The sequence below is a fragment of the Synechococcus sp. CC9616 genome, assembly GCF_000515235.1.
Taxonomy (GTDB): domain Bacteria; phylum Cyanobacteriota; class Cyanobacteriia; order PCC-6307; family Cyanobiaceae; genus Parasynechococcus.
Map to the genome: position 1 here is coordinate 376641 of NZ_KI911558.1, position 18647 is coordinate 395287.

Below are 18647 nucleotides of genomic sequence, written 5' to 3' on the forward strand. Positions count from 1 at the left end.
CGAATGGAATGACCCTATTCGACAAGCCCTGAGGGCACATTGATGTCCGATCTGTTCAATCCGCAGGCAGCTGATGCATCGGTGTCCGGGCTTCTCTCACCTGGTCCGCAAGAGTTGTCCGATCTGCTGCGTGGCTGGAGAGGTTCGAAACCTCTGCTGGTCTGTGGTGGAGGCACCACGTCCCGTTGTGCCTCCGATGGGCACTGGACCCTCGATCTGAGGCCCGGATTCGAGACGAGGTCGCTTGTTCCAGCGATCCCTGCGATCCGTATCGGTGGGGGCTGTCGGATGGGCGAGGTGTTGGATCACCTGGCCACCCAGGGGCTCACGCTTCCGGGAGGACTCTCTGGATTGCCAGGACTCGGTTACGTCCTCACCGGCGGAATCGGACCTCTGGCGCGGACCAACGGACTGGCCATTGATCGCTTGCTTCAGATCTGTGGCGTCTGGGGGAACGGCGATCCTTTCGTTCTGGATCGATCCGATGACCGCCACTGGCGAGCCCTGTGTGGTGCAGCCCCCTTCCTTGGGGTTGTGACCGAAGTCAGCATGGCAACGTCACCGTTGCGTCCGCTTTGGATCGAACAGGGTTCGATGCCACCAGCCGATCTTCCGCAGCGGATGCTCAAGGCTGAGAGTTCACCGGACTGTGAGTCACTCCAGTGGCACTGGGCAGAAGACGAGCAGCTGCGCTGGCTGCACGTGTCCCAGCAGCCTGCAGCATCGGCTGTGCGAATCGGGGGTTTGCATCAGCTGCCGTCGCTGAGCGGAGCACCGTCAGCCAACGAGCGGTTGCATGCTGAGGTGATCGGTCTGCTGGGACCAGCTGCGGCCACTGGCTGGAACGACGTGATGCCGGCACTGAAACGCCTGATGCGATCTCGCCCTCATCCCGGTTGCAGCCTGTCCGCTCAGCAACTTGGAGGGGCGACCACGCTCGTGCCACCCCAGGCGACGGCGTTCGTTCATCGAGACGCCGTCTGGAAGCCATGGATTACGGCGATGTGGCCCGCGGGGGACTTGACTCTGCGTGCGCGCAGCCTGTCCTGGCTTGAAGAACTCTGGGCTCTGCTCATACCGATCTGCCCTGGTGTGCATCTCGCCCAGCTGCATCACCACCTTCCTTTTCATCAGCGGGAGCTGAGGCTGGCCTATGGCGATCATCTTGAGGACTTGCGCGATCTGAAGGCTCGACTCGATCCGAATGGCAACCTGCCGGCGCTCTGATCTACGGTCGCCGCTGGCTTCGGCGTCCCGTCATGGTTCAACGATCCAGTTCAACGCTGGTGAGTGAATGGTTCAACAACCCCAGCAAGGATCTGCTGTCGGGCCTGGTGGTCGCCTTCGCCATGATTCCCGAGGCGATTGCCTTTTCAGGCATTGCCGGAGTGGATCCGCAGGTTGGTTTGTTCGGGGCTTTCTGCCTCTCCTTAACCATTGCCGTTGTCGGTGGACGCCGGGCAATGATCACCTCCGCAACAGGCTCAACCGCCCTTCTGATGACGGGGCTGGTCAGCTCGGGAGAGGCAATCGGCCCAGGCCTCGGGGTTCAGTACCTGATGGTGGCTGGTCTGGTGACGGGTTTGCTGCAGATTCTCTGGGGTTATTTGCGTCTGGCGTATCAGATGCGTTTCGTGCCCCAGGGGGTGCTGAGCGGCTTCGTCAACGCTCTGGCGTTGCTGATTTTCCAGGCTCAGTTGCCGCAGCTGGGTTTGGATCTGCATCACAGCGAAGCTTCAGCCGCACTCCCTCACGGTGGCCAGATTCCGATTGTCTGGGGGTTGGTGGTGCTTGGCCTTCTGATTATTTACGGCTTGCCTCGACTCACCCGCATCGTGCCGTCACAGCTGGTGGCGATTGTGGTGCTGACGGCCATCACCTTGGGCCTGAATCTGGATCTTCCCAGCGTCGACAGCCTGGGCAAGCTCCCGGAGGGGTTGCCGTCCTTCTCAATCCCCTTCGGCGAGGGAGGGGTTCCTTTCAATCTCGAGACACTTGGCCTGGTTCTCCCCACGGCCCTCGCGATTTCGCTCGTGGGTCTGATGGAGACGTTCCTTACGCAGGACATCCTGGATGACAAGACCGACATCACCACCGACAAAAACGTCGAGGCCCGCGGTCAGGGTGTGGCCAACATCGTGGCCTCGTTGTTTGGCGGTATGGCTGGCTGCGCTCTTGTCGGGCAGTCCGTGATGAATATCGACAACGGTGGGCGCACGCGCCTGTCCACCCTGTTTTCAGGGGTCAGCCTGCTGGCCATGATCCTGCTGGCGGGCTCCTGGCTCAAGCAGATCCCGATGGCGGCACTGGTGGCTGTGATGATCAGCATCGCGGTGAGCACAGCTGATCTCAACGGTTTGCGGAATCTGCGCCGTATTCCAAAGAGCGACACATCGGTGATGTTGATGACCTTTGCCGTCACCATGCTCACCACGCCCCACAACCTGGCTCTGGGCGTACTGGCTGGGGTCGCGCTCGCCGGAATTCTCTTCAGCCGCAAAGTGGCCAAAGTGATTCAGGTGGAGACCATTGATCTCAACGACCAAGAACGTCTGTACAAAGTGACGGGACAACTGTTCTTCGTCAGCAAGGTTTATTTCATCCAGGGGTTCGATCTGCATGACCATCGCCAGCGGATCACGATCGACATGGGTTCGGCCCACATCTGGGATCAAAGCGGAGTAGCTGCTCTTGATCAGGTGATGCGTAAGTTTCGCCTCGGTGGCTCTCAGGTGGACCTTGTTGGCCTGAATGATGAAAGCCTGGATCTGTTCGAACGGATCGGAGGTCAGGAATCAGCCCATGCCTGATGTCAGGCCTCGGGGGTGTCGCTCGGACGCAAAATAATGACGATCGTGCCGGCCACGATCACGAGAATCAAAATGCCTCCGGCAATCAAGGGAAGCAGCAGATCACTGTCCATGAGCTTTGCCGTGAAACCGGCATCATGGCGATTCAGCGCTGGGCTCTTGGGTCGTAGAGCAAAGCGAGACAAACCGTCAGGTCGTCTCTCATCCCAGTCAACCGCGTCTGAATCTGCTGGTCCTCTGGGTTGAGCTGCACATAGCGGAGAGTGACGTCGTTGCCGATGCTCATCAGCAGGCAGAGCGTTTCAAGATCACCGCTGCCTGTCGCTCGGTCTTTCGCCCCATCAACAAGCACTTTGAGCAGCGCCATCTTGTTGTTGTAAGCCTGGCGATCGCCTTCCTGCCAGGCCATTGCCGGCTGCAATGGGAACAACGCCACAACCAATCCCGCAAGCCATGCGGCTGTTTTCATCGGCGCGGGTTCAACATGGCGCAAAGGTAGGTGCACTCAACGCACAAGCCGTTGCATCTGGGACAATCCCCATCCGATCCGTACCAGTTTTATGAACTGTCGACGACCATTCGCTCTGATCGGTGCCATCGCAGCGCTGAGTTCTCTGGCTGCTGGGTGCGCCACTCTCGATGCTGGTGATCGTTCCAGGCTGGATCTCGTCAAGCAGCGCGGGGAACTGATCTGTGGTGTCAGCGGCAAGATTCCGGGCTTCAGCTTCCTCAAGACCGATGGTGGATATGAGGGCCTTGATGTGGACGTTTGCAGGGCCATGGCTGCTGCATTCCTTGGAGAGGCCGACAAGGTTCAGTTCCGTCCCCTCACCGCCCCGGAACGGTTCACGGCGCTTCGCTCCGGAGAGATCGACCTGTTGTCCCGCAACACCACGCAAAACCTGAGTCGTGATTCCGTGGGCGGCAACGGCGTCAGCTTCGGCCCTGTCGTCTTCCATGACGGTCAGGCTCTGATGGTGAAGAAGGGCAGCGGGTTCAACTCTCTGAGCGATCTCAGTGGTGAGGCGATCTGTGTCGGCTCCGGCACGACCACAGAGCAGAACCTCAATGACGCCTTCGAGGCCCGCAAGCTGCCTTACACCCCGATCAAATATCAGGATCTGAATCAGGTGGTGGGGGGATATGCCCAGGGACGTTGTGCTGCCATGACATCCGATCGTTCCCAGCTCGCTGCCGCGCGTTCGGGGCTGCCTGACCCTGAACAGCACGTCATTCTCGACGACCGTCTCAGTAAGGAACCCCTGGCCCCCGCTGTTGTGGGTGGAGACCAGTCCATGGCCGACGCGATGCGTTGGGTGGTCTATGCCCTGATCGAGGCTGAGGAGCGTGGCATCACCCAGTCCAACCTCGATGAGATCTTGGCCAAGGCGGATGCCGATCCCAGCCAGGCTTCACTGCGACGTTTCCTTGGAGTGGATGGCGGGCTGGGAAGCAAGCTTGGTCTCCCCGATGATTTTGTGGTTCAGGTGATTCGATCCACTGGCAACTACGGCGAGATCTATGAGCGCCATCTCGGGGCTGACAGTGAGGTGGTGATTCCACGCGGCAGCAATCGTCTTTCCAAAGACGGTGGCCTGATGATCTCTCCACCCTTCACCTGATGCGGCTGTTCTCCAGCAGGCGAGAACTCTGGATCCAGGTGGTCCTGGTCCTTGGTGTGCTCGGCGTGTTGGCGCTGCTGGTGAACAATCTCGCCGTCAATCTGATCCGCACAGGCCTTGGGCTCAGTTTCAGCTGGTTGGGTCGACCCGCGGGCTTTGCCTTAGGGGAGAGTGCGCTCCCCTACAGCCCCTCCGATTCCTACGCCTGGGCACTCACCGTGGGCTGGTTCAACAGCCTCAAGGTGATCCTGGCCGGGCTGGTGTTGTCCACGTTGTTGGGCGTGTTGGCTGGAGCGGCCCGCAGCAGCAGCAACAGGCTGCTGCGCCAGCTTGCGGCTGGCTATGTGGCTCTGATTCGTCAGGTTCCGCTGTTGCTGCAGCTGTTGTTTTGGTATTTCGTGGCGTTCCTTGGCTTGCCGGAGAACCCGCTGGGCGGCCTGATCGAACTCTCGAACCAGGGCATCCAGTTGCTGGGCCTGAAGCTGAGTGTGGAGTTCTGCGCCGTGCTCACCGGTTTGACCGTGTTCACAGGGGCCTCGATCGCGGAGGTGGTGCGCGGTGGGATCAACGCTGTGCCGAGGGGGCAATGGGAGGCCTATCGCAGCCTGGGCCTCAGTGAGGGCCTGGGAATGCGCCGCATCGTTCTGCCGCAGGCCTTGCCGGCGATCCTCCCTGCTCTCACCAGCCAGTACCTCAATCTCGCCAAGAACAGCACCCTGGCGATTGCTGTGGGTTATGCCGACCTCTATGCGGTGAGCGACACCTCGATCACGCAAACAGGCCGTGCGATTGAGGGCTTTCTTCTGCTGTTAATCAGCTTTTTGCTGTTCAACTTGCTGATCAGCGGTGGGATGACGGCTCTGAATTCCATCGTCTTGGGGCGTGTGAGGAGAGGTCGCTGATGAATCGCTGGCTGGACCGTTTCATCAGTGCTGTTGTGCTAGCTCTGGTCGGCTGGGCTGCTGCATCGCTTCTCCATTGGCTGGTCACCGGAGCGGCCTGGTCTGTGGTGGAGTCCAATCTCTCTCTGTACGCGGTGGGTAGCTATCCGGAGGCGGAGCGCTGGCGACCACTGCTCTGGATTGCGTTGTTGCTGCTGATGACGCTGGTCACCCTGCTGGGGCCCCGTTCCGGCTGGCTGCGACGTGCACTCCCCGCCCTTTGGATGGCGATGGTGCCGATTGGTGTTGTTCTGCTGGCGGGTGGTCTGGGACTGCTGCCCGTGGCATCACGGGACTGGGGTGGCCTCAGCCTGACGCTGTTGCTCACGGCAGGGAGCGGCGTTCTGGCCCTCCCGTTCGGCGTGATGCTGGCTATGGGCCGTCAGAGCGCACTGCCCGTTCTGCGTTTCGCCAGTGCGGCCTACATCGAAACGATGCGTGCAGTCCCCCTAATTGCGGTGCTGTTTTTCGGTCAGCTTTTGATTCCCTTGTTTCTGCCCGTCGGGTTGGAACTCAATCGGGTGCTGCGGGCCGTGGTGGCCTTCGCTGTGTTTGCAGCGGCCTACATCGCTGAAGATGTGCGCGGTGGTCTGCAAGCGATTCCCCCCACTCAGGTGGAAGCAGCTGCAGTGCTGGGCCTTTCGCCGTTGCAGACCATGCAGCTTGTTGTGCTCCCCCAGGCGCTGCGCATCGCCTTGCCAGCCCTTACCAACCAGGCGGTGGGTCTGCTCCAGAACACCAGCCTTCTGGCGATTCTTGGGCTTGTGGAGCTGCTTGGCATCAGCCGAAGCCTGCTGGCCAATCCCGCGTTCATTGGGCGCTATCTGGAGGTTTATGTGTGGCTTGCCGCTGTCTACTGGCTGGTCTGCACTGCCATGGCACTGTTGGCACGTCATCTTGAAATCCAGCTCGACCCTGTTCGTTCCTCTCGCTGATTGATGACCGTCGCCATCCGTGCCACCGATCTGGTGAAGAGCTTTTCACCAGGCCAGCGCGCTCTCGATGGCGTGTCTCTGGAGGTGAGGTCTGGCGAGGTGCTTGTGGTGATGGGGCCATCGGGTTCAGGCAAGAGCACCCTGATCCGCACCTTCAATGGCTTGGAAAGCTTGAACTCAGGGCAGCTGGATGTGTTGGGTATTCCGTTGGATGCCAGCTACGACCCACGGCAGGTGAGAGAGATCCGCCGTCGCGTCGGCATGGTGTTTCAACAGTTCAATCTTTTCCCCCATCTGTCTGTGGTGGAGAACATCACCCTTGCTCCAATGAAGGTTCAACAACGCAGCCTGTTGGAGGCCGAAGAGCGGGCGATTGAGCTGTTGGATCAAATGGGAATCCGAGACCAGGCGAGGAAGTTTCCAGGCCAGTTGAGTGGCGGCCAGCAACAGCGGGTTGCGATCGCCAGAGCCCTGGCGCTTGATCCCGAAATCATGCTTTTCGATGAACCCACCAGTGCTTTGGATCCGGAGCGCGTGAAAGAGGTGCTGGATGCCATGCGGCAGCTGGCCAGGGGTGGCATGACGATGGTGGTGGTCACCCATGAGCTTGGGTTCGCCAGAGAAGTGGCGGATCGGGTGATGTTCATGGACGAGGGCCGTGTGGTGGAGACGTCCGATCCGGAAACATTTTTCAGCAACGCCCGCGAAGAGCGCAGTCGCCGTTTTCTCAGTCAGATGAGCGGCTGAATCAGCGATCTGAGCCTCGCCAGGAGCAACCAACGCGAGGAGGCAATTATTGTATTGACGGGTACAAAATTGACATTTGTTTGGGCTTCCCCGATGATGAATACTCAAATGCTTTCATTATGTCTGGGTACGACGATTTTCTGAGTAGTCTTGATGATTCAGGCTCCGATGATTCAGGCACAGTAGGAGCAGTCAGTCTTGATGAAATTCTCTACTACGGCCAGGATGCCGATTGGGGCTGGAGTAGAAGTGACTACCTAGGGCTGTATAAATTATCTGACAACACTGTTTTGTTGGCCGCGGCACGACCGGGAGTGAGTCTGGCTGATCAGGATCTTCAGATTTTAGGCGAGGTTAGTAGCGATTATGAGCCTGAGTTTTTAACTGATTACTGGATTGCTTTGGCGGGTTGGCGAAAGGGCACGAATGGCCATGATTCAGCCGAGGGCTTCAGGGTCGTTTATTCAAACGGAGATAGAAATGGATACGGTGATCAGTATTGGTTGCAGACGTTTGAGTTCTATGGAGACGCCTTTCACGAGCAATCGAGAGCAATTGGTTTTCCGGAGCCGCTCGGTTCAACTGGGCTAAGCCGTTTAGAAGAATTGCATGAGTTTGATATCAATGGAGACGGCTCGACTGGACGTAAAGGATTGAACAGTGACGAGACTCCTGGAACCTCTGTTGGCCTGACTCCAGGATCAGGAAACACGTCGACGTCCTCGCCCAATAAGCCTGATACGAGTGACGTGCAGGGGCTGTTGGATCAGCTGGGTTCCATCGGTGATTCTGGAAATCAGCCGATTACTATCAATATCGTTAACAACACAAATACAGGTTCTGGCAATATAACGACGGGAGATATTAATCAAGGAAATACGTATATTACTTTTACGATCGGGACCATCAACCTTAATATGAATAAGGCGATTTACGAGCCGGGTCGTAAGTCGGACGTTGTCGAAGGAACATCTCGCGACGATATTATCGCCGCAGGTCCTGGTAAAGATACGTTGATAGGAGGTCGTGGAGATGATTATTTTGTTGTCGGATCTGTAGATGAAGATGTCAAAAAGAAAAGCATTGATGTGATTAAGGACTTCAGGGGTGGTGACCAAATTGTTTTGGATGATCAAGCCTATGATGCGATCGGAGATGATATTGAAGTTGCGGTTACTGATTCAAAGAAAGAGTTGAAGAGCGCCTCCAAAGACGACGCCTCGATTATTTATGATCAAGGCAAAGGTAAATTGTTTTATGATGCCAATGGCGATAAGAAAGGATTTGGTAATGACGGCGGGCAGATTCTCAAACTGCAAGGAAAGCCAGAGCTTGAAGAAGATGATTTCTCCTACCTTGACGAAAAAGCTGAGTCGATTGACGAACTCATTGATGCTGGAGTGGATTCCACGCCATCAACAGAGTCGTCCCCTGATCCTGCTGACGCCACCATCGTTCCCGTGAACGAGGTGTGATTTGAGCTGAGCTCTCGCAATCAAAAACCAAAATGCTGCTCAGTTAGCGGACGGCTCAGGGTTGGTTTTGTTGGCTTTGATTGAGTACTCGATCCGATCGTCGTCCGAGCAGCAAAACGCACCGCAGTACTGCTCCAGCGCGTCATAGGCGTCGTCGTAGCTGTTGAAGCGCCGTCGTGTCATCGCGTCCTCTCCGCCGTCATCCCGCTGCAGTCGGTAGCTGGCTGGCTTTGCTGGGCTTTGATCAGGCCTCAATGGCGGGGATGCGCTCAAGAGCCTGTTCCACAGCCATGAGCTCCCGTTCGGTATCAAGCCAGCTTTCGTTGCCATCGGGGAGGCTTTGAACTTGCTCCGAGAGAAGGACCTGCAATTGCTCAAGCCGTTCCAGCAATCCGCGACGACGTTGCAGAGAAAGCAGACCTTGAACGGAGCGTGCCAGCATCCAGTTGATTGCCATGGACGGTAACAAGCCTGGCACACAGCTCTCGTCGTCTGCGCGCCTTTGCTCGAATTCCTCAAGGACCTTCTGCCTTGTCTACTGATCGGCTTCTGGCTTGGGAGGCGCTACCCGGGACGTTCCGGCGTCCTGGCAACCCCGCTTGTGCGTTATGGGGTGCCGCTCAGTGTGATGGGGCTGCTTCTCAAGGGGGGGCTGGGGCCTCGCGTTCTGCTGGCCGCTGTCCTTGCGGCGGGTGTGATCGGCAGCGTTCTCCTGCTCGCTCGATGGATCGTCCCGCTCCGCCATCTCCTGCATGGTCCCTGCGGACAGCTCGGCTGCTGCGTCGGCAACACGGCTTACTTCGGTGTCCCTGCGGCCTTGGCGCTGCTCCCAGCGTCTGCGCTGCCAATCACCATCGGCTACGACCTCGGCGCCACGTTGCTGGCCTGGTCCGTTGGCCCTTTGCTGATTGCCGGGGAGAGCAGTGATGGCAGCGGTCTATGGAGCCGATTGCTGAAGGCGCTGCGAGGTAGCCCGGCTGTGCCTGGCTTGATTGGTGCCTTGCTGGTGCAGCTCACGCCATGGGTTGACCGGGTCGCAACCGTGTTGTGGTGGCCATCTCGCGCGGTCATTCTTCTTGCCCTCATCGTTGTGGGCATGCGGCTTGGATCGCTCTCGCTGTCCACGAACCAGTCCGACACCCGACTCCCTTTGCTCCTGCCTGCCCTTGTGGGGAAACTCGTTCTCTTCCCGCTGTTGTTGCTGTTGGTCGGGCTCGTGCTCGGGCTGGATCCGGTGATGATTCAGGCGATCACGCTTCAGGGAGCGGCACCGACAGCCATTTCAGTGCTGTTGATCGCGGAAGCTGTTGGTCGCGACCAGGCGATTGCAGCCGGCCTCGTGCTGTGGAGCACGCTGTTGGCCCTCTTGAGTTCACCCTTGTGGGGATATGGCTTGGTTGTGTTGTTCCAGGGGGGCTAAATGATGTGGTCTGATCATCACCAGCGCTCAGCCAATGATCCAACAATGAATTAACTGAATAACTTTTATTAAGAAGCCTTAGATCGGTCGGGATTCCGCCTTGTAACGCTGATTCAGCTGTCGTTACATTGGAGATATGTCAAGGGAGGTGACCATGGGACAGGTCGATGTAGCTGGTTCTTTAGGGCTGTTGTTGTTGATTTCGGCATTGACTGTTCTGGGATATCGAATCAATCATGTGATTTAGCAGTGTTGTGATGGTCGGCTCTGTTTTCCGAACTTCGAACTTCTCCAGTAAATCGCTGAGATTTAGGGAGCCATTGTTTCTCTCATCGATGTTTTGACAGCTCATCGTCATCAATAACGTGGGTTTTCCAGTTGCCGTTGTTGCTTTACTGTTGAAGAGATTTTGTGATTCAGGTTGATGTCACCAGTAGGCATGCTGTTCGGTACCGTCTGGAATGGAGTACGGCGCAAGTTTAATGTCTGCTTAAATTAGAGTTTTTGGAAATGCCTTGATGCTCTCGAGGTGTTCAGAGCATAGAATCAATTGCCTCTCGAAGCTCACGAACAGATTGCTATTCGTTGCCTCAACACTGCAGGACGAGCATTCCGGCCAAGCATTCCTTTGATCTTGTCGATAAGTCAGCCTTCCCCGGTCTTGATCAAGTGTTTGAGTCGTTTTAACCGCTTGATGGCCTTGTTCAGGGTTGTTCTACCGACGTGGTTCAACATCACCGGACTCATTCTCTGCATCTTTTCAGTTTTAATGTTACTGAACTCGATACATTGCTTCAACGAATCAATGAGATTTGTTGGGTTGCCAATTTGATTGTCTTGGTGGCGTACTTGTTCCATGTATAGATCTTCTGTGTACTCAGGCTTCTTCTCTACAGTGGCTGTCAGCAGTTGTTAGACATTTGTGTTTTAAGCGCTAGGCTTTGAATAACTTGCTGAATTACATGAACGTTCTTGATCAACCAAGTGAGGATGCCAAGAAAGAGCTCAGGCGTCAACGACTCATATCAGTTCTTTTCCAAATAGGTTCTATTATTGCCTATGCAGCGATTGCAAATTTTGTCATTCATGCTTTGACGTTGGTGAGGCTCAAAGTTGCTGCCGAGCTCTCGATCACCCTTTATGCGCTGCTCTTTTGCATTCAGCAGTTATTGCAGTTGGCCTACAAGTGGGATAAGTTCTGGTTAAGGATTCAGTCTTCAGTTTTAATTATTGCATATGGCTTTGTCTTTGTGCTTTATGTCTATACAAGAACGGCGCCCGGATTTACACCATTGTCCGGACATGTTGCAGGTTGATCGAGTAAGACATTCATTCGTAAACGGTTGGTACATATTGGAATAAGCATTCGATCATTGAGAAACTCTGAAAGGGTATGTGTGCCGTTGCTTTAATTAATTACTTCTGTTGTCAGATGATTAGCAGTCAATGCCCCTTATGAGTAAGTACCTTCAGCCTCCAAGTAGTCATTGTAGCCGGCAAGTTGGCTTAATAGGCACAACTTCAGAGATAAAGTAAACAGCGACGCATGCCGACAAGCGTCTCTAGAGGAGAACAAGCAACGACGACTCAAGCATCATTCTGATTGTCCAGCCCCCTTAATGACAGGCTAGAGTTCTCATTCATAGATATTGAGTGTCAAGTAATCTAGTTTAGCTTTACCCAAAAATCCTGAGTTGGAGTGATCGTTTGAGGCAAATAAGTATCACGTCGATTCCGAAATGGGCACTAATGTGCGCAACTCTATTGCTTAAGGGTTTGGGCTGCATCTAGAACATTTGAAGAATTACATCTTGTATATGTAAGAATATTATCTCGGAAGCGAATAAGAGGCCAAAATGTATCCGATGCTGAGTTTGCATGCAGACGATGACTGGCTACACTAAGTTTAGAAAATCGCATTAAAAGATTGGCAAAAGAAATTTCTACTTCTCTCACGAAAAATCTCAAGCTAATACGGTCGGGAGAATATATCCAATTCAAGGACACACTGTCCCCGAATAAGGTCCACGAATATATTTTTAGTATAAAGGATGGCGCTCGGGTGCCTATTGCCTTTGATGTATGGAACATGCAGGACAATATCGACATAAGCCTATGGAAATTCAACAATAAAAAAAATAACTGGAGCTATATTTCTGAGTCTGTAAATAGTGGAAATACGGATGAATATATTTTTGCCTTGTTGTCTTCAGGAGAGTATTTGCTGGAGCTTAAGTACAAAAATTCATTCATCAGAGAAGAGCTGCCTTCAAAATATAAAGTGAGTTTTGATGCAAAATATTTAGCTAAAACAATGAAACTTCCAAATGATCCACTATTTGATTCTCAATGGCACCTACTAAACACCGGTCAAAGCTTAGGCTTATTAGATCTTGATATTCGTGCGCCTGAGGCTTGGAAAAGACAATCTGCCAGCCCGAATATCACAGTAGCAGTGATTGATGGTGGAATAGATGTGGAGCATCCAGATTTGGTCAACAATATCTGGTCAAACCAAAATGAAATTCCTGAAAACGGGATTGATGATGATAAGAATGGATTTATAGATGATTTAAATGGCTGGAATTTTGTGGAGAATACTCCTTCAGTCATTCCAAGCGAACATGGCACGCATGTGGCAGGTATTATTGGCGCAGAAGGAAACAATAATATTGGTGTCTCTGGCCTTACTTGGGACGTCAATATGATGTCACTAGATATTTTTGGGGATAAAACCAAATATGACAGTGAAGATCTTTTTGATGCGATTCATTATGCAGTAGACAATGGCGCAGATGTTATCAATATGTCAATTGGATATACGGTTCCATTTGCCACTCTTGAGAGATTCAAGCAACTGTCTCCTGATTTGTATCGAGGATATATTGATGCATTGAATTATGCTGTTGATCGTGGTGTTACTCTGATAACTTCGGCTGGCAATGATAATTCTGATGATCTCAATAGTTTAAGCTTGCCAGCGGCTTTTGCAACGGAGGTACCTGGATTTATATCTGTTGCGGCGATAACTGATGAAGGGAGCATTACAGATTATTCTAATTTTGGCAGTCAAGTTTCAGTTGCTGCCCCTGGAGGATCCTCCATTAGCAATAAGACAAAGATAATCAGTACCTTGCCACGCGACAAAGGTTTGTATGGAGGAATGCCGGGAACAAGTATGGCAGCTCCAATTGTGTCTGGAGCAGTAGCACTAATGTTAGAGAAGAACAAAAAACTACTCCCCGAAGATATCTTATGGATTTTGGATGAAACATCTACGAAGGATCAATCGCTCAAGAGATTTGTTAAATCATCTGGGTATTTAGCAGTTGACCTGGCAGTCAAAATTGCAGGCAAATATAATTCTAAAATGAAAGATAGTTCTACTACAGATAATCAGCAATTTAGATATAACTTTCTCTACGGCACCGCCACTGGAGATCTGTTTGAAGTGAATCAAAGCAATTTTTCCCGATCAGGCGATTTTCCGTCATTAATCCAATTCAACTCAAATCATGGTGATAGAATATTAATTCATCGAAAAATTTTGCCAGGCTTCACATCGGATAATTTCTCGTTTGATCTGGCTAATAACAAGAAAAGTCTTCAAAAAAAGTCTGAGACAGACTCTGACTTTGTTTACGATCGAAGTACGGGTAATCTTTACTATAATCAAAATAAAGAAGGCAAAGGTTGGACTGATAGCAGTAAAGAAAGTAGCTTATTGGTGAATATTGTAGATAAACCAAATCTGAGTGAAAGTATGATTTCGTTGGTAACTAGTAGAAAGAGCAGCTCTATCAGCTTGAGCCCTAATCGAACGATACCATTGGATCAGCATGTCGGTGATACAAATTTTGCAAAGTATTTATTCAATAAATCAGGTAGAGATTTTAAGATAAACTATTTTGTTGATCACAAAGGATTGCATGGAAATAATGCGTCTATGGATCGCGGCCTGCTTGAATATATTGACAGCACATTAAAGTTGTTGGATCAAAATACAATTTTGAAGTTTGATGGTGCTTCACATGCTAAGGCAGATCTTGTGATTGGAGCCAGTAAAAAATCTCAATTTGTTGGCATTAATGAGATGTCCTGGGGGCTTTCCGTGGGTTTTGATTTTAGCTCTAAGCCAATAGATAAACTACTTAATCATTACAATGCGGCCCTTGAAATTGCTACGGCACTAGGAGTATCTTATTTGCCAGAGAAGTCAAAAGGTATTTATTCATTTGAGGATTCAATCGCAGCTTGGCCACTATCAAATGAGATTGCGGACAACTTTGGCATAACAAATAGTGATTTTGATGCTATAAATCATGCCTGGAGTGTCTTTCTCTGAATAAGATATGTAGCGCAGAATCAGCAACTCGCCTTTTCCTTTACTCCTGTTCACCACCCTGGGCGAACAATACTTCCAACGCTGCTTCATCTAGTTCAATATCTGTGAATGCCCTACCGTTGTTCATCTCGTCCAGCTCGTCTGCTCGTTCGTTGCGATCGAAATCATAACCGCCCTTTTTGCCATCACTGATCACACGCTTGAGTGCTTTGCTGGGCTTCAGCGTGATGTCCACCAACACGTCAGCTTCTTCTGAATCAGACAGTGTAGCAATCTGCTTTTTGGTGTCGCCGCCGTGCTCGTGATCATGGTCCCGTGTAAGAGCATCAAATGCCTCCATTCTTCTAACTTTATTTATTCGCTGAGGGCAAAGAAGGTACCAGTTCTATCGCCTGCTAATCACTTCTCCAGGACTACAATCCCAGGACGTCTAACCTTCAAAAAATGCTCAGTCGACGGGTGACCGAGTGATTTGAAAGTCAACATCAGCCATAGATGTTGGGATTCGATTCGTAGACATCCCAGCCTTGGGCAATCAGATTGAGATCTTGCTTCGTCAAGAAGGGTCCGTCCTGTTCAATGAGTTCGTCGCCACCCATAATCGTATTTGGATGATCGTCGAAGAAGTCGGTCAAGGGGTGTTCAAGTCCGAATATGTGTCCAATTTCGTGAGAGATCGTGGACTTGGTATCGAACTTGGCGAGCTTCTTATCATTTTTGATAATAGTGTCTTCCCAACAGATCGATGGAAGGCCGAGATCGAAGTTGTCAGCGGGATCCCAGGCCCCAACACTGTCTTCACCAAGATCATTAAGCATGTTATTGAACTTGGCCATACCGATATCAGCCTTGGCAGGAGTCTTGACAACTTTGATATCAAATCTAACTAAATCTTCGAGAGATTTTAATTGCTTATTAATGTGCTTAAGCTCTTTCTTGTTGATTCTCTTGGTACCTATTGCAGCTTTTTTATCGATAAAAATTTTTAGAATATTATCATCAAGATAGTAATAGTCAAGGTCGTCCGCCAAGGATAGATCGAAGGTTGCTTTGGAGTCGGGTGACTTGACTAACAAGCCTTGGCTGTCTTGTTCTTTAAGGTAGTCGAGGTCTGCATCGCCCTTGGTACGAGAGTGTGCTGAATGACCATAGAGTTGAGGCATCGCTTAAGATACTGTTGCTGTCTCTTAAATCTACAGCTGTTCGTAATTTCAAATCTTTGGTAATTCGATGGAATTGAATTGGAAAATGCTTGGCAAGCTAAAGATAGTCCTTTTGTTACATCCGCGTGCTATTTGAATTTCTAATTGGATCCCTCAACTCCACTAAATCCAGCGACCGCTGCGATGACAAGTAGTAGTTTCTTGCAGGTAACTATTCTTTGATTTTTACTTTCAGTGCTCTAGGCTCTCCTTGCGTTCCTTTCTCCCTCAAGAGCTCCGAGAGTAGTTTTGTAGTCATCTATACCTGATAGCTAACACATATTGGGCTTCCTATAGTGGCTCATAAAGGCCTTAGAGTTTTCTAATGAATAGGCTCATCAATTTGTGCATATGTCCTAGTAAAATCAAAAGGATATTTGAGCCCTCTCTACATATCAGCAAGATACTGCTTACCCCCATCCTGCTTTCTACTTCTGATCGTTGCTTTGAAGGCGCAATATTCCCATCCTAGAATGGTTGTTAAGGTCTCTTGCAATTTTTTTTGGGATGGTGGCTGATGGTAATTGTTGCTCGAAGGTATAGTCTTTATGTGTGGTTGTTAAATCGGATTCTAGTTATGATTGTAAGTAGTCATTGCTTTTTAATTCAACCGCTTTGCGTATTGTGTAGGCCTGAGAAATATGGAAACTCTTGAAACGCTTAATGATGTAACTAACTCAAAAGTTGCATATGCGTTGAAAACCTACCTGTCAGCAGTAGCTTCAGTAGCAGTTGGGTTAGTTGATTCAGCATCTCCTGTGAACTGCCTCTATAAGTGTTCGCTATAAATGTTCATCAAAAACCCCGCCAATCGAGCGGGGCAGTGCATTTCATTTAGGATCCACCACTATTTCTACCCTCCTGTTGGCCACCCATCCCCATCAGTGTTGTTAGAGCTGAAGCATCCATTTCCACGTTGCTGAATGCACCTGCATCATTCATTTCATCTAGTGCAGCACCAAGTTCAGCCTTATCGAACTTGTAACCCTCTTTCTTGCCAGCCTTCGCGATGCTCTTGAGACCCTTCTTGGGATCAATCAACGTCTCGCTATACAGCTGAGACATCTTGTCGTCGCCTAATTTTTCGCTTAGTGCACCGATCTGATCCTTGATGTCACCAGCGTCAGACGCTGTAGCGCCGTCAAAGCCTGTTAATCCATCGAAGTTATCCGTAGACAGCTCTGGCTTGCCTTTGAACGAGGCGAGCAGACCACCGACCTTCTTGGCGCCCCAGCCCTTAGCTGTGTCGTTGTCGTTCAAGTAGAGCTTGCCTTTCTTCTCGTCATAAACCACATCCGCATCGGACTTCATCAATGTCTTGAGTTCCTTCTTGCTGCTGGCGATGGCAAAGCTGCCGCCGTCAGTGCCATCAACAAGGATCAGGGCATCAGCATCGAGGGTTTTGAGTTTGGCTGGTCTCTTGGCTGAGAACTCAACAACCACTTCGCCATGGTCGTGTCCGTGGTCATGACCGTGATGGTCATGGTCGTGGTCGTGCTCGTTTGCCATGACGATTAATGCGTGGTGAGGCTTTCTAGTCGCATTTCAGTGATCCAGCTTGAAAAAAGTGACGCTTTAGCTGTTGCTCGTTGATCAGCGCATCAATAACCCCGCCATTGCTGACGGGGTGGAGTGCATCTAAATCACCGCCATTGATTCAGCAATCACCATTTTGACCCCGCTCTTGTTCACCACCTTGGGAGAACAGTGCTTCCATCGCCGCTGCATCTAATTCAATATCAGTAAAAGCTCCACCGTTGTTCATCTCGTCCAACTCTTCTGCGAGTTCATCGCGATCAAAGACATAACCTTCTTTCTTGCCATCCTTGATCACACGCTTGAGTGTTTTGCTGGGCTCCAGTGTGAAGTCAACCAAAAGATCAGCTTCTTCTGAATCCGTCAGTATTTCCCGGTAGGCAGCAATCTGCTCTTTGGTGTCACCGCCGTGCTCGTGATCATGGCCGTGCTCGTGATCATGGTCGCCCGTAACAGCATCAAATGCCTCCATCCCCTCGAACTGCTCAGCACTCAACTCAGGCTTGCCTTTAAACCGGGCGATCAATCCACCCACCTTTTTCTTGCCCCAGCCCTTCTCCTCACCGTTGGCATTCAGATACAGCTTGCCTTTCTTCTCGTCGTAGACCACATCCGCATCAGACTTCATCAGCTGCTTCAGTTCCTTCTTGCTGGAGGCAACCGCAAAGGATCCATCCTCGATGCCATCAACATGGATCAGGGCGTCGGAATCAAGGGTTTTGAGCTTGCTGGGTTTCTTGGCTGAGAACTCCAGCACCTCCTCACCATGGTCATGTCCGTGGTCATGACCGTGATGGTCGTGGTCGTGCTCTTTTGCCATGACGATCAATGCGCGAAGAGGCTTTCTAGCTGAGTTTCAATGATCAATCCTGAAAACAGTGACGCTTTAGCTGTTGCTCGTTGATCAGCTCATCAAAAACCCCGCCATTGCTGACGGGGTGTGATTAAGCGGCTGATCGAATCAACAATCCCTAACCGGTACCATTACCTTTGTGAGCTTGCTCCTGCTCACCACCTCGTGAGAACAGCGATTGCATCGCTACAGCATCTAATTCAATATCATCAAATGCCCCACCGTTGTTCATTTCATCTAACTCTTCTGCTAGTTCGTCGCGATCAAAAACATACCCTTCTTTCTTGCCATCCTTGATCACACGCTTCAATGCTTTCTTGGGCTCCAATGTGAAGTCAACCAACAAATCAGCTTCTTCTGAATCCGTCAGTATTTCCCGGTAAGCAGCAATCTGCTCTTTGGTGTCACTACCGTCCTCGTGGTCATGGTCGTGCTCATGATCATGGTCGCCCGTAACAGCATCAAATGCCTCCATACCCTCAAACTGCTCAGCACTCAATTCAGGCTTGCCTTTGAACTTGGCGATCAGCCCACCAACCTTCTTGGCACCCCAGCCTTTAGCAGTGCCGTTCTCGTTGAGGTACAGCTTGCCTTTCTTCTCGTCATAGACCACAGCAGCATCGGATCTCATCAATGCTTTGAGATCTTTCTTGCTGGATGCGATGGCAAAGCTGCCGCTCTCGGTGCCCTCAACGCTGTAGCTGGCATCAGGATCAACGGCTTTGACCTTGCTGACCTTCTTGGCGTTGAAGTCAGGCATG

The 18647-nt window shown here is 51.5% G+C and carries 19 protein-coding genes; 10 read left to right on the plus strand and 9 right to left on the minus strand.

The window, feature by feature from the left end:
* Nucleotides 1-42: 42 nt before the first annotated feature.
* Together SYN9616_RS0102240 and SYN9616_RS0102245 are read left to right on the plus strand one after the other, a co-directional pair.
* Nucleotides 43-1227, plus strand: a complete 1185-nt coding sequence (locus SYN9616_RS0102240) for an FAD-binding protein (protein WP_037990598.1) — start codon at nucleotides 43-45, stop codon at nucleotides 1225-1227.
* A gap of 32 nt (nucleotides 1228-1259) precedes the next feature.
* Nucleotides 1260-2810, plus strand: a complete 1551-nt coding sequence (locus tag SYN9616_RS0102245; protein WP_028951684.1) for a SulP family inorganic anion transporter — start codon at nucleotides 1260-1262, stop codon at nucleotides 2808-2810.
* 145 nt (nucleotides 2811-2955) lie between these two features.
* Here SYN9616_RS0102245 and SYN9616_RS0102255 read toward each other — a convergent pair whose 3' ends face one another.
* The gene (locus tag SYN9616_RS0102255) at nucleotides 2956-3279 is read right to left on the minus strand and encodes a hypothetical protein (RefSeq protein WP_028951685.1); all 324 of its coding nucleotides are present in this window, start codon (nucleotides 3277-3279) and stop codon (nucleotides 2956-2958) included.
* Nucleotides 3280-3370: 91 nt separating this feature from the next.
* Here SYN9616_RS0102255 and SYN9616_RS0102260 point away from each other — a divergent pair, with 91 nt between their 5' ends.
* The 5 genes from SYN9616_RS0102260 (at nucleotide 3371) to SYN9616_RS0102280 (ending at nucleotide 8530) form a co-directional block, all read left to right on the plus strand.
* On the plus strand, nucleotides 3371-4432 hold the full coding sequence (locus SYN9616_RS0102260; protein WP_028951686.1) for an amino acid ABC transporter substrate-binding protein: 1062 nt from the start codon (nucleotides 3371-3373) through the stop codon (nucleotides 4430-4432).
* A complete protein-coding gene (locus SYN9616_RS0102265; protein ID WP_028951687.1) occupies nucleotides 4432-5334 on the plus strand; it encodes an ABC transporter permease subunit in 903 nt (300 codons plus the stop codon). Before SYN9616_RS0102260 ends, SYN9616_RS0102265 begins: the two co-directional genes overlap by 1 nt.
* Entirely contained in the window at nucleotides 5334-6308 is a 975-nt protein-coding gene (locus SYN9616_RS0102270) for an amino acid ABC transporter permease (protein WP_028951688.1), read from the plus strand. The genes SYN9616_RS0102265 and SYN9616_RS0102270 overlap by 1 nt, the downstream gene beginning before the upstream one ends.
* Nucleotides 6309-6311: 3 nt before the next feature.
* Complete coding sequence (locus SYN9616_RS0102275) at nucleotides 6312-7055, plus strand: amino acid ABC transporter ATP-binding protein (RefSeq protein WP_028951689.1); 744 nt, start codon at nucleotides 6312-6314, stop codon at nucleotides 7053-7055.
* 80 nt (nucleotides 7056-7135) lie between these two features.
* Nucleotides 7136-8530, plus strand: coding sequence for a calcium-binding protein (locus SYN9616_RS0102280; RefSeq protein WP_156918630.1), 1395 nt, complete (start codon nucleotides 7136-7138; stop codon nucleotides 8528-8530).
* Nucleotides 8531-8569: 39 nt separating this feature from the next.
* On the opposite strand, the gene SYN9616_RS0102285 is transcribed toward SYN9616_RS0102280, so the two are convergent.
* Entirely contained in the window at nucleotides 8570-8785 is a 216-nt protein-coding gene (locus SYN9616_RS0102285; RefSeq protein WP_028951691.1) for a hypothetical protein, read from the minus strand.
* Nucleotides 8775-8972, minus strand: a complete 198-nt coding sequence (locus tag SYN9616_RS14985; RefSeq protein ID WP_051411066.1) for a hypothetical protein — start codon at nucleotides 8970-8972, stop codon at nucleotides 8775-8777. Before SYN9616_RS14985 ends, SYN9616_RS0102285 begins: the two co-directional genes overlap by 11 nt.
* A gap of 60 nt (nucleotides 8973-9032) precedes the next feature.
* Between SYN9616_RS14985 and SYN9616_RS0102295 the strand changes: the two genes are divergently transcribed.
* Nucleotides 9033-9950 (plus strand): AEC family transporter, encoded by a 918-nt coding sequence (locus SYN9616_RS0102295; RefSeq protein WP_028951692.1) that lies wholly within the window; start codon nucleotides 9033-9035, stop codon nucleotides 9948-9950.
* Between the two features lie 645 nt (nucleotides 9951-10595).
* Here the strand turns inward: SYN9616_RS0102295 and SYN9616_RS0102300 are convergent.
* A complete protein-coding gene (locus SYN9616_RS0102300) occupies nucleotides 10596-10808 on the minus strand; it encodes a hypothetical protein (RefSeq protein ID WP_028951693.1) in 213 nt (70 codons plus the stop codon).
* A 104-nt stretch (nucleotides 10809-10912) separates the two neighbouring features.
* Here SYN9616_RS0102300 and SYN9616_RS0102305 point away from each other — a divergent pair, with 104 nt between their 5' ends.
* Both SYN9616_RS0102305 and SYN9616_RS16030 read left to right on the plus strand, forming a co-directional pair.
* On the plus strand, nucleotides 10913-11266 hold the full coding sequence (locus SYN9616_RS0102305) for a hypothetical protein (protein WP_037990602.1): 354 nt from the start codon (nucleotides 10913-10915) through the stop codon (nucleotides 11264-11266).
* Between the two features lie 746 nt (nucleotides 11267-12012).
* Nucleotides 12013-14295 (plus strand): S8 family peptidase, encoded by a 2283-nt coding sequence (locus SYN9616_RS16030; protein WP_156918631.1) that lies wholly within the window; start codon nucleotides 12013-12015, stop codon nucleotides 14293-14295.
* 40 nt (nucleotides 14296-14335) lie between these two features.
* Here SYN9616_RS16030 and SYN9616_RS0102315 read toward each other — a convergent pair whose 3' ends face one another.
* From SYN9616_RS0102315 to SYN9616_RS0102335, 5 genes are all read right to left on the minus strand, one after another.
* Nucleotides 14336-14635 (minus strand): hypothetical protein, encoded by a 300-nt coding sequence (locus SYN9616_RS0102315; protein WP_028951695.1) that lies wholly within the window; start codon nucleotides 14633-14635, stop codon nucleotides 14336-14338.
* A gap of 145 nt (nucleotides 14636-14780) precedes the next feature.
* Entirely contained in the window at nucleotides 14781-15458 is a 678-nt protein-coding gene (locus SYN9616_RS0102320; protein WP_028951696.1) for a hypothetical protein, read from the minus strand.
* An 873-nt stretch (nucleotides 15459-16331) separates the two neighbouring features.
* Nucleotides 16332-17006 carry a hypothetical protein gene (locus SYN9616_RS0102325; protein ID WP_028951697.1) on the minus strand — a complete coding sequence of 225 codons (675 nt, stop codon included), beginning with the start codon at nucleotides 17004-17006 and terminating at the stop codon, nucleotides 16332-16334.
* Between the two features lie 148 nt (nucleotides 17007-17154).
* Entirely contained in the window at nucleotides 17155-17853 is a 699-nt protein-coding gene (locus tag SYN9616_RS0102330; protein WP_037990604.1) for a hypothetical protein, read from the minus strand.
* 151 nt (nucleotides 17854-18004) lie between these two features.
* On the minus strand, nucleotides 18005-18647 hold a 643-nt coding region (locus tag SYN9616_RS0102335), incomplete at its 5' end, for a hypothetical protein (RefSeq protein WP_028951699.1).

Bases quoted from the DNA above. Each gene is read 5' to 3' on its own strand.
- SYN9616_RS0102315 (WP_028951695.1), bottom strand. From the start codon at position 14,635: ATGGAGGCATTTGATGCTCTTACACGGGACCATGATCACGAGCACGGC.
- SYN9616_RS0102300 (WP_028951693.1), bottom strand. From the start codon at position 10,808: ATGGAACAAGTACGCCACCAAGACAATCAAATTGGCAACCCAACAAAT.
- SYN9616_RS14985 (WP_051411066.1), bottom strand. From the start codon at position 8,972: ATGCTGGCACGCTCCGTTCAAGGTCTGCTTTCTCTGCAACGTCGTCGC.
- SYN9616_RS0102245 (WP_028951684.1), top strand. From the start codon at position 1,260: ATGGTTCAACGATCCAGTTCAACGCTGGTGAGTGAATGGTTCAACAAC.
- SYN9616_RS0102305 (WP_037990602.1), top strand. From the start codon at position 10,913: ATGAACGTTCTTGATCAACCAAGTGAGGATGCCAAGAAAGAGCTCAGG.
- SYN9616_RS0102260 (WP_028951686.1), top strand. From the start codon at position 3,371: ATGAACTGTCGACGACCATTCGCTCTGATCGGTGCCATCGCAGCGCTG.
- SYN9616_RS0102275 (WP_028951689.1), top strand. From the start codon at position 6,312: ATGACCGTCGCCATCCGTGCCACCGATCTGGTGAAGAGCTTTTCACCA.
- SYN9616_RS0102240 (WP_037990598.1), top strand. From the start codon at position 43: ATGTCCGATCTGTTCAATCCGCAGGCAGCTGATGCATCGGTGTCCGGG.
- SYN9616_RS0102325 (WP_028951697.1), bottom strand. From the start codon at position 17,006: ATGGCAAACGAGCACGACCACGACCATGACCATCACGGTCATGACCAC.
- SYN9616_RS0102270 (WP_028951688.1), top strand. From the start codon at position 5,334: ATGAATCGCTGGCTGGACCGTTTCATCAGTGCTGTTGTGCTAGCTCTG.
- SYN9616_RS0102265 (WP_028951687.1), top strand. From the start codon at position 4,432: ATGCGGCTGTTCTCCAGCAGGCGAGAACTCTGGATCCAGGTGGTCCTG.
- SYN9616_RS0102330 (WP_037990604.1), bottom strand. From the start codon at position 17,853: ATGGCAAAAGAGCACGACCACGACCATCACGGTCATGACCACGGACAT.
- SYN9616_RS0102255 (WP_028951685.1), bottom strand. From the start codon at position 3,279: ATGAAAACAGCCGCATGGCTTGCGGGATTGGTTGTGGCGTTGTTCCCA.
- SYN9616_RS0102320 (WP_028951696.1), bottom strand. From the start codon at position 15,458: ATGCCTCAACTCTATGGTCATTCAGCACACTCTCGTACCAAGGGCGAT.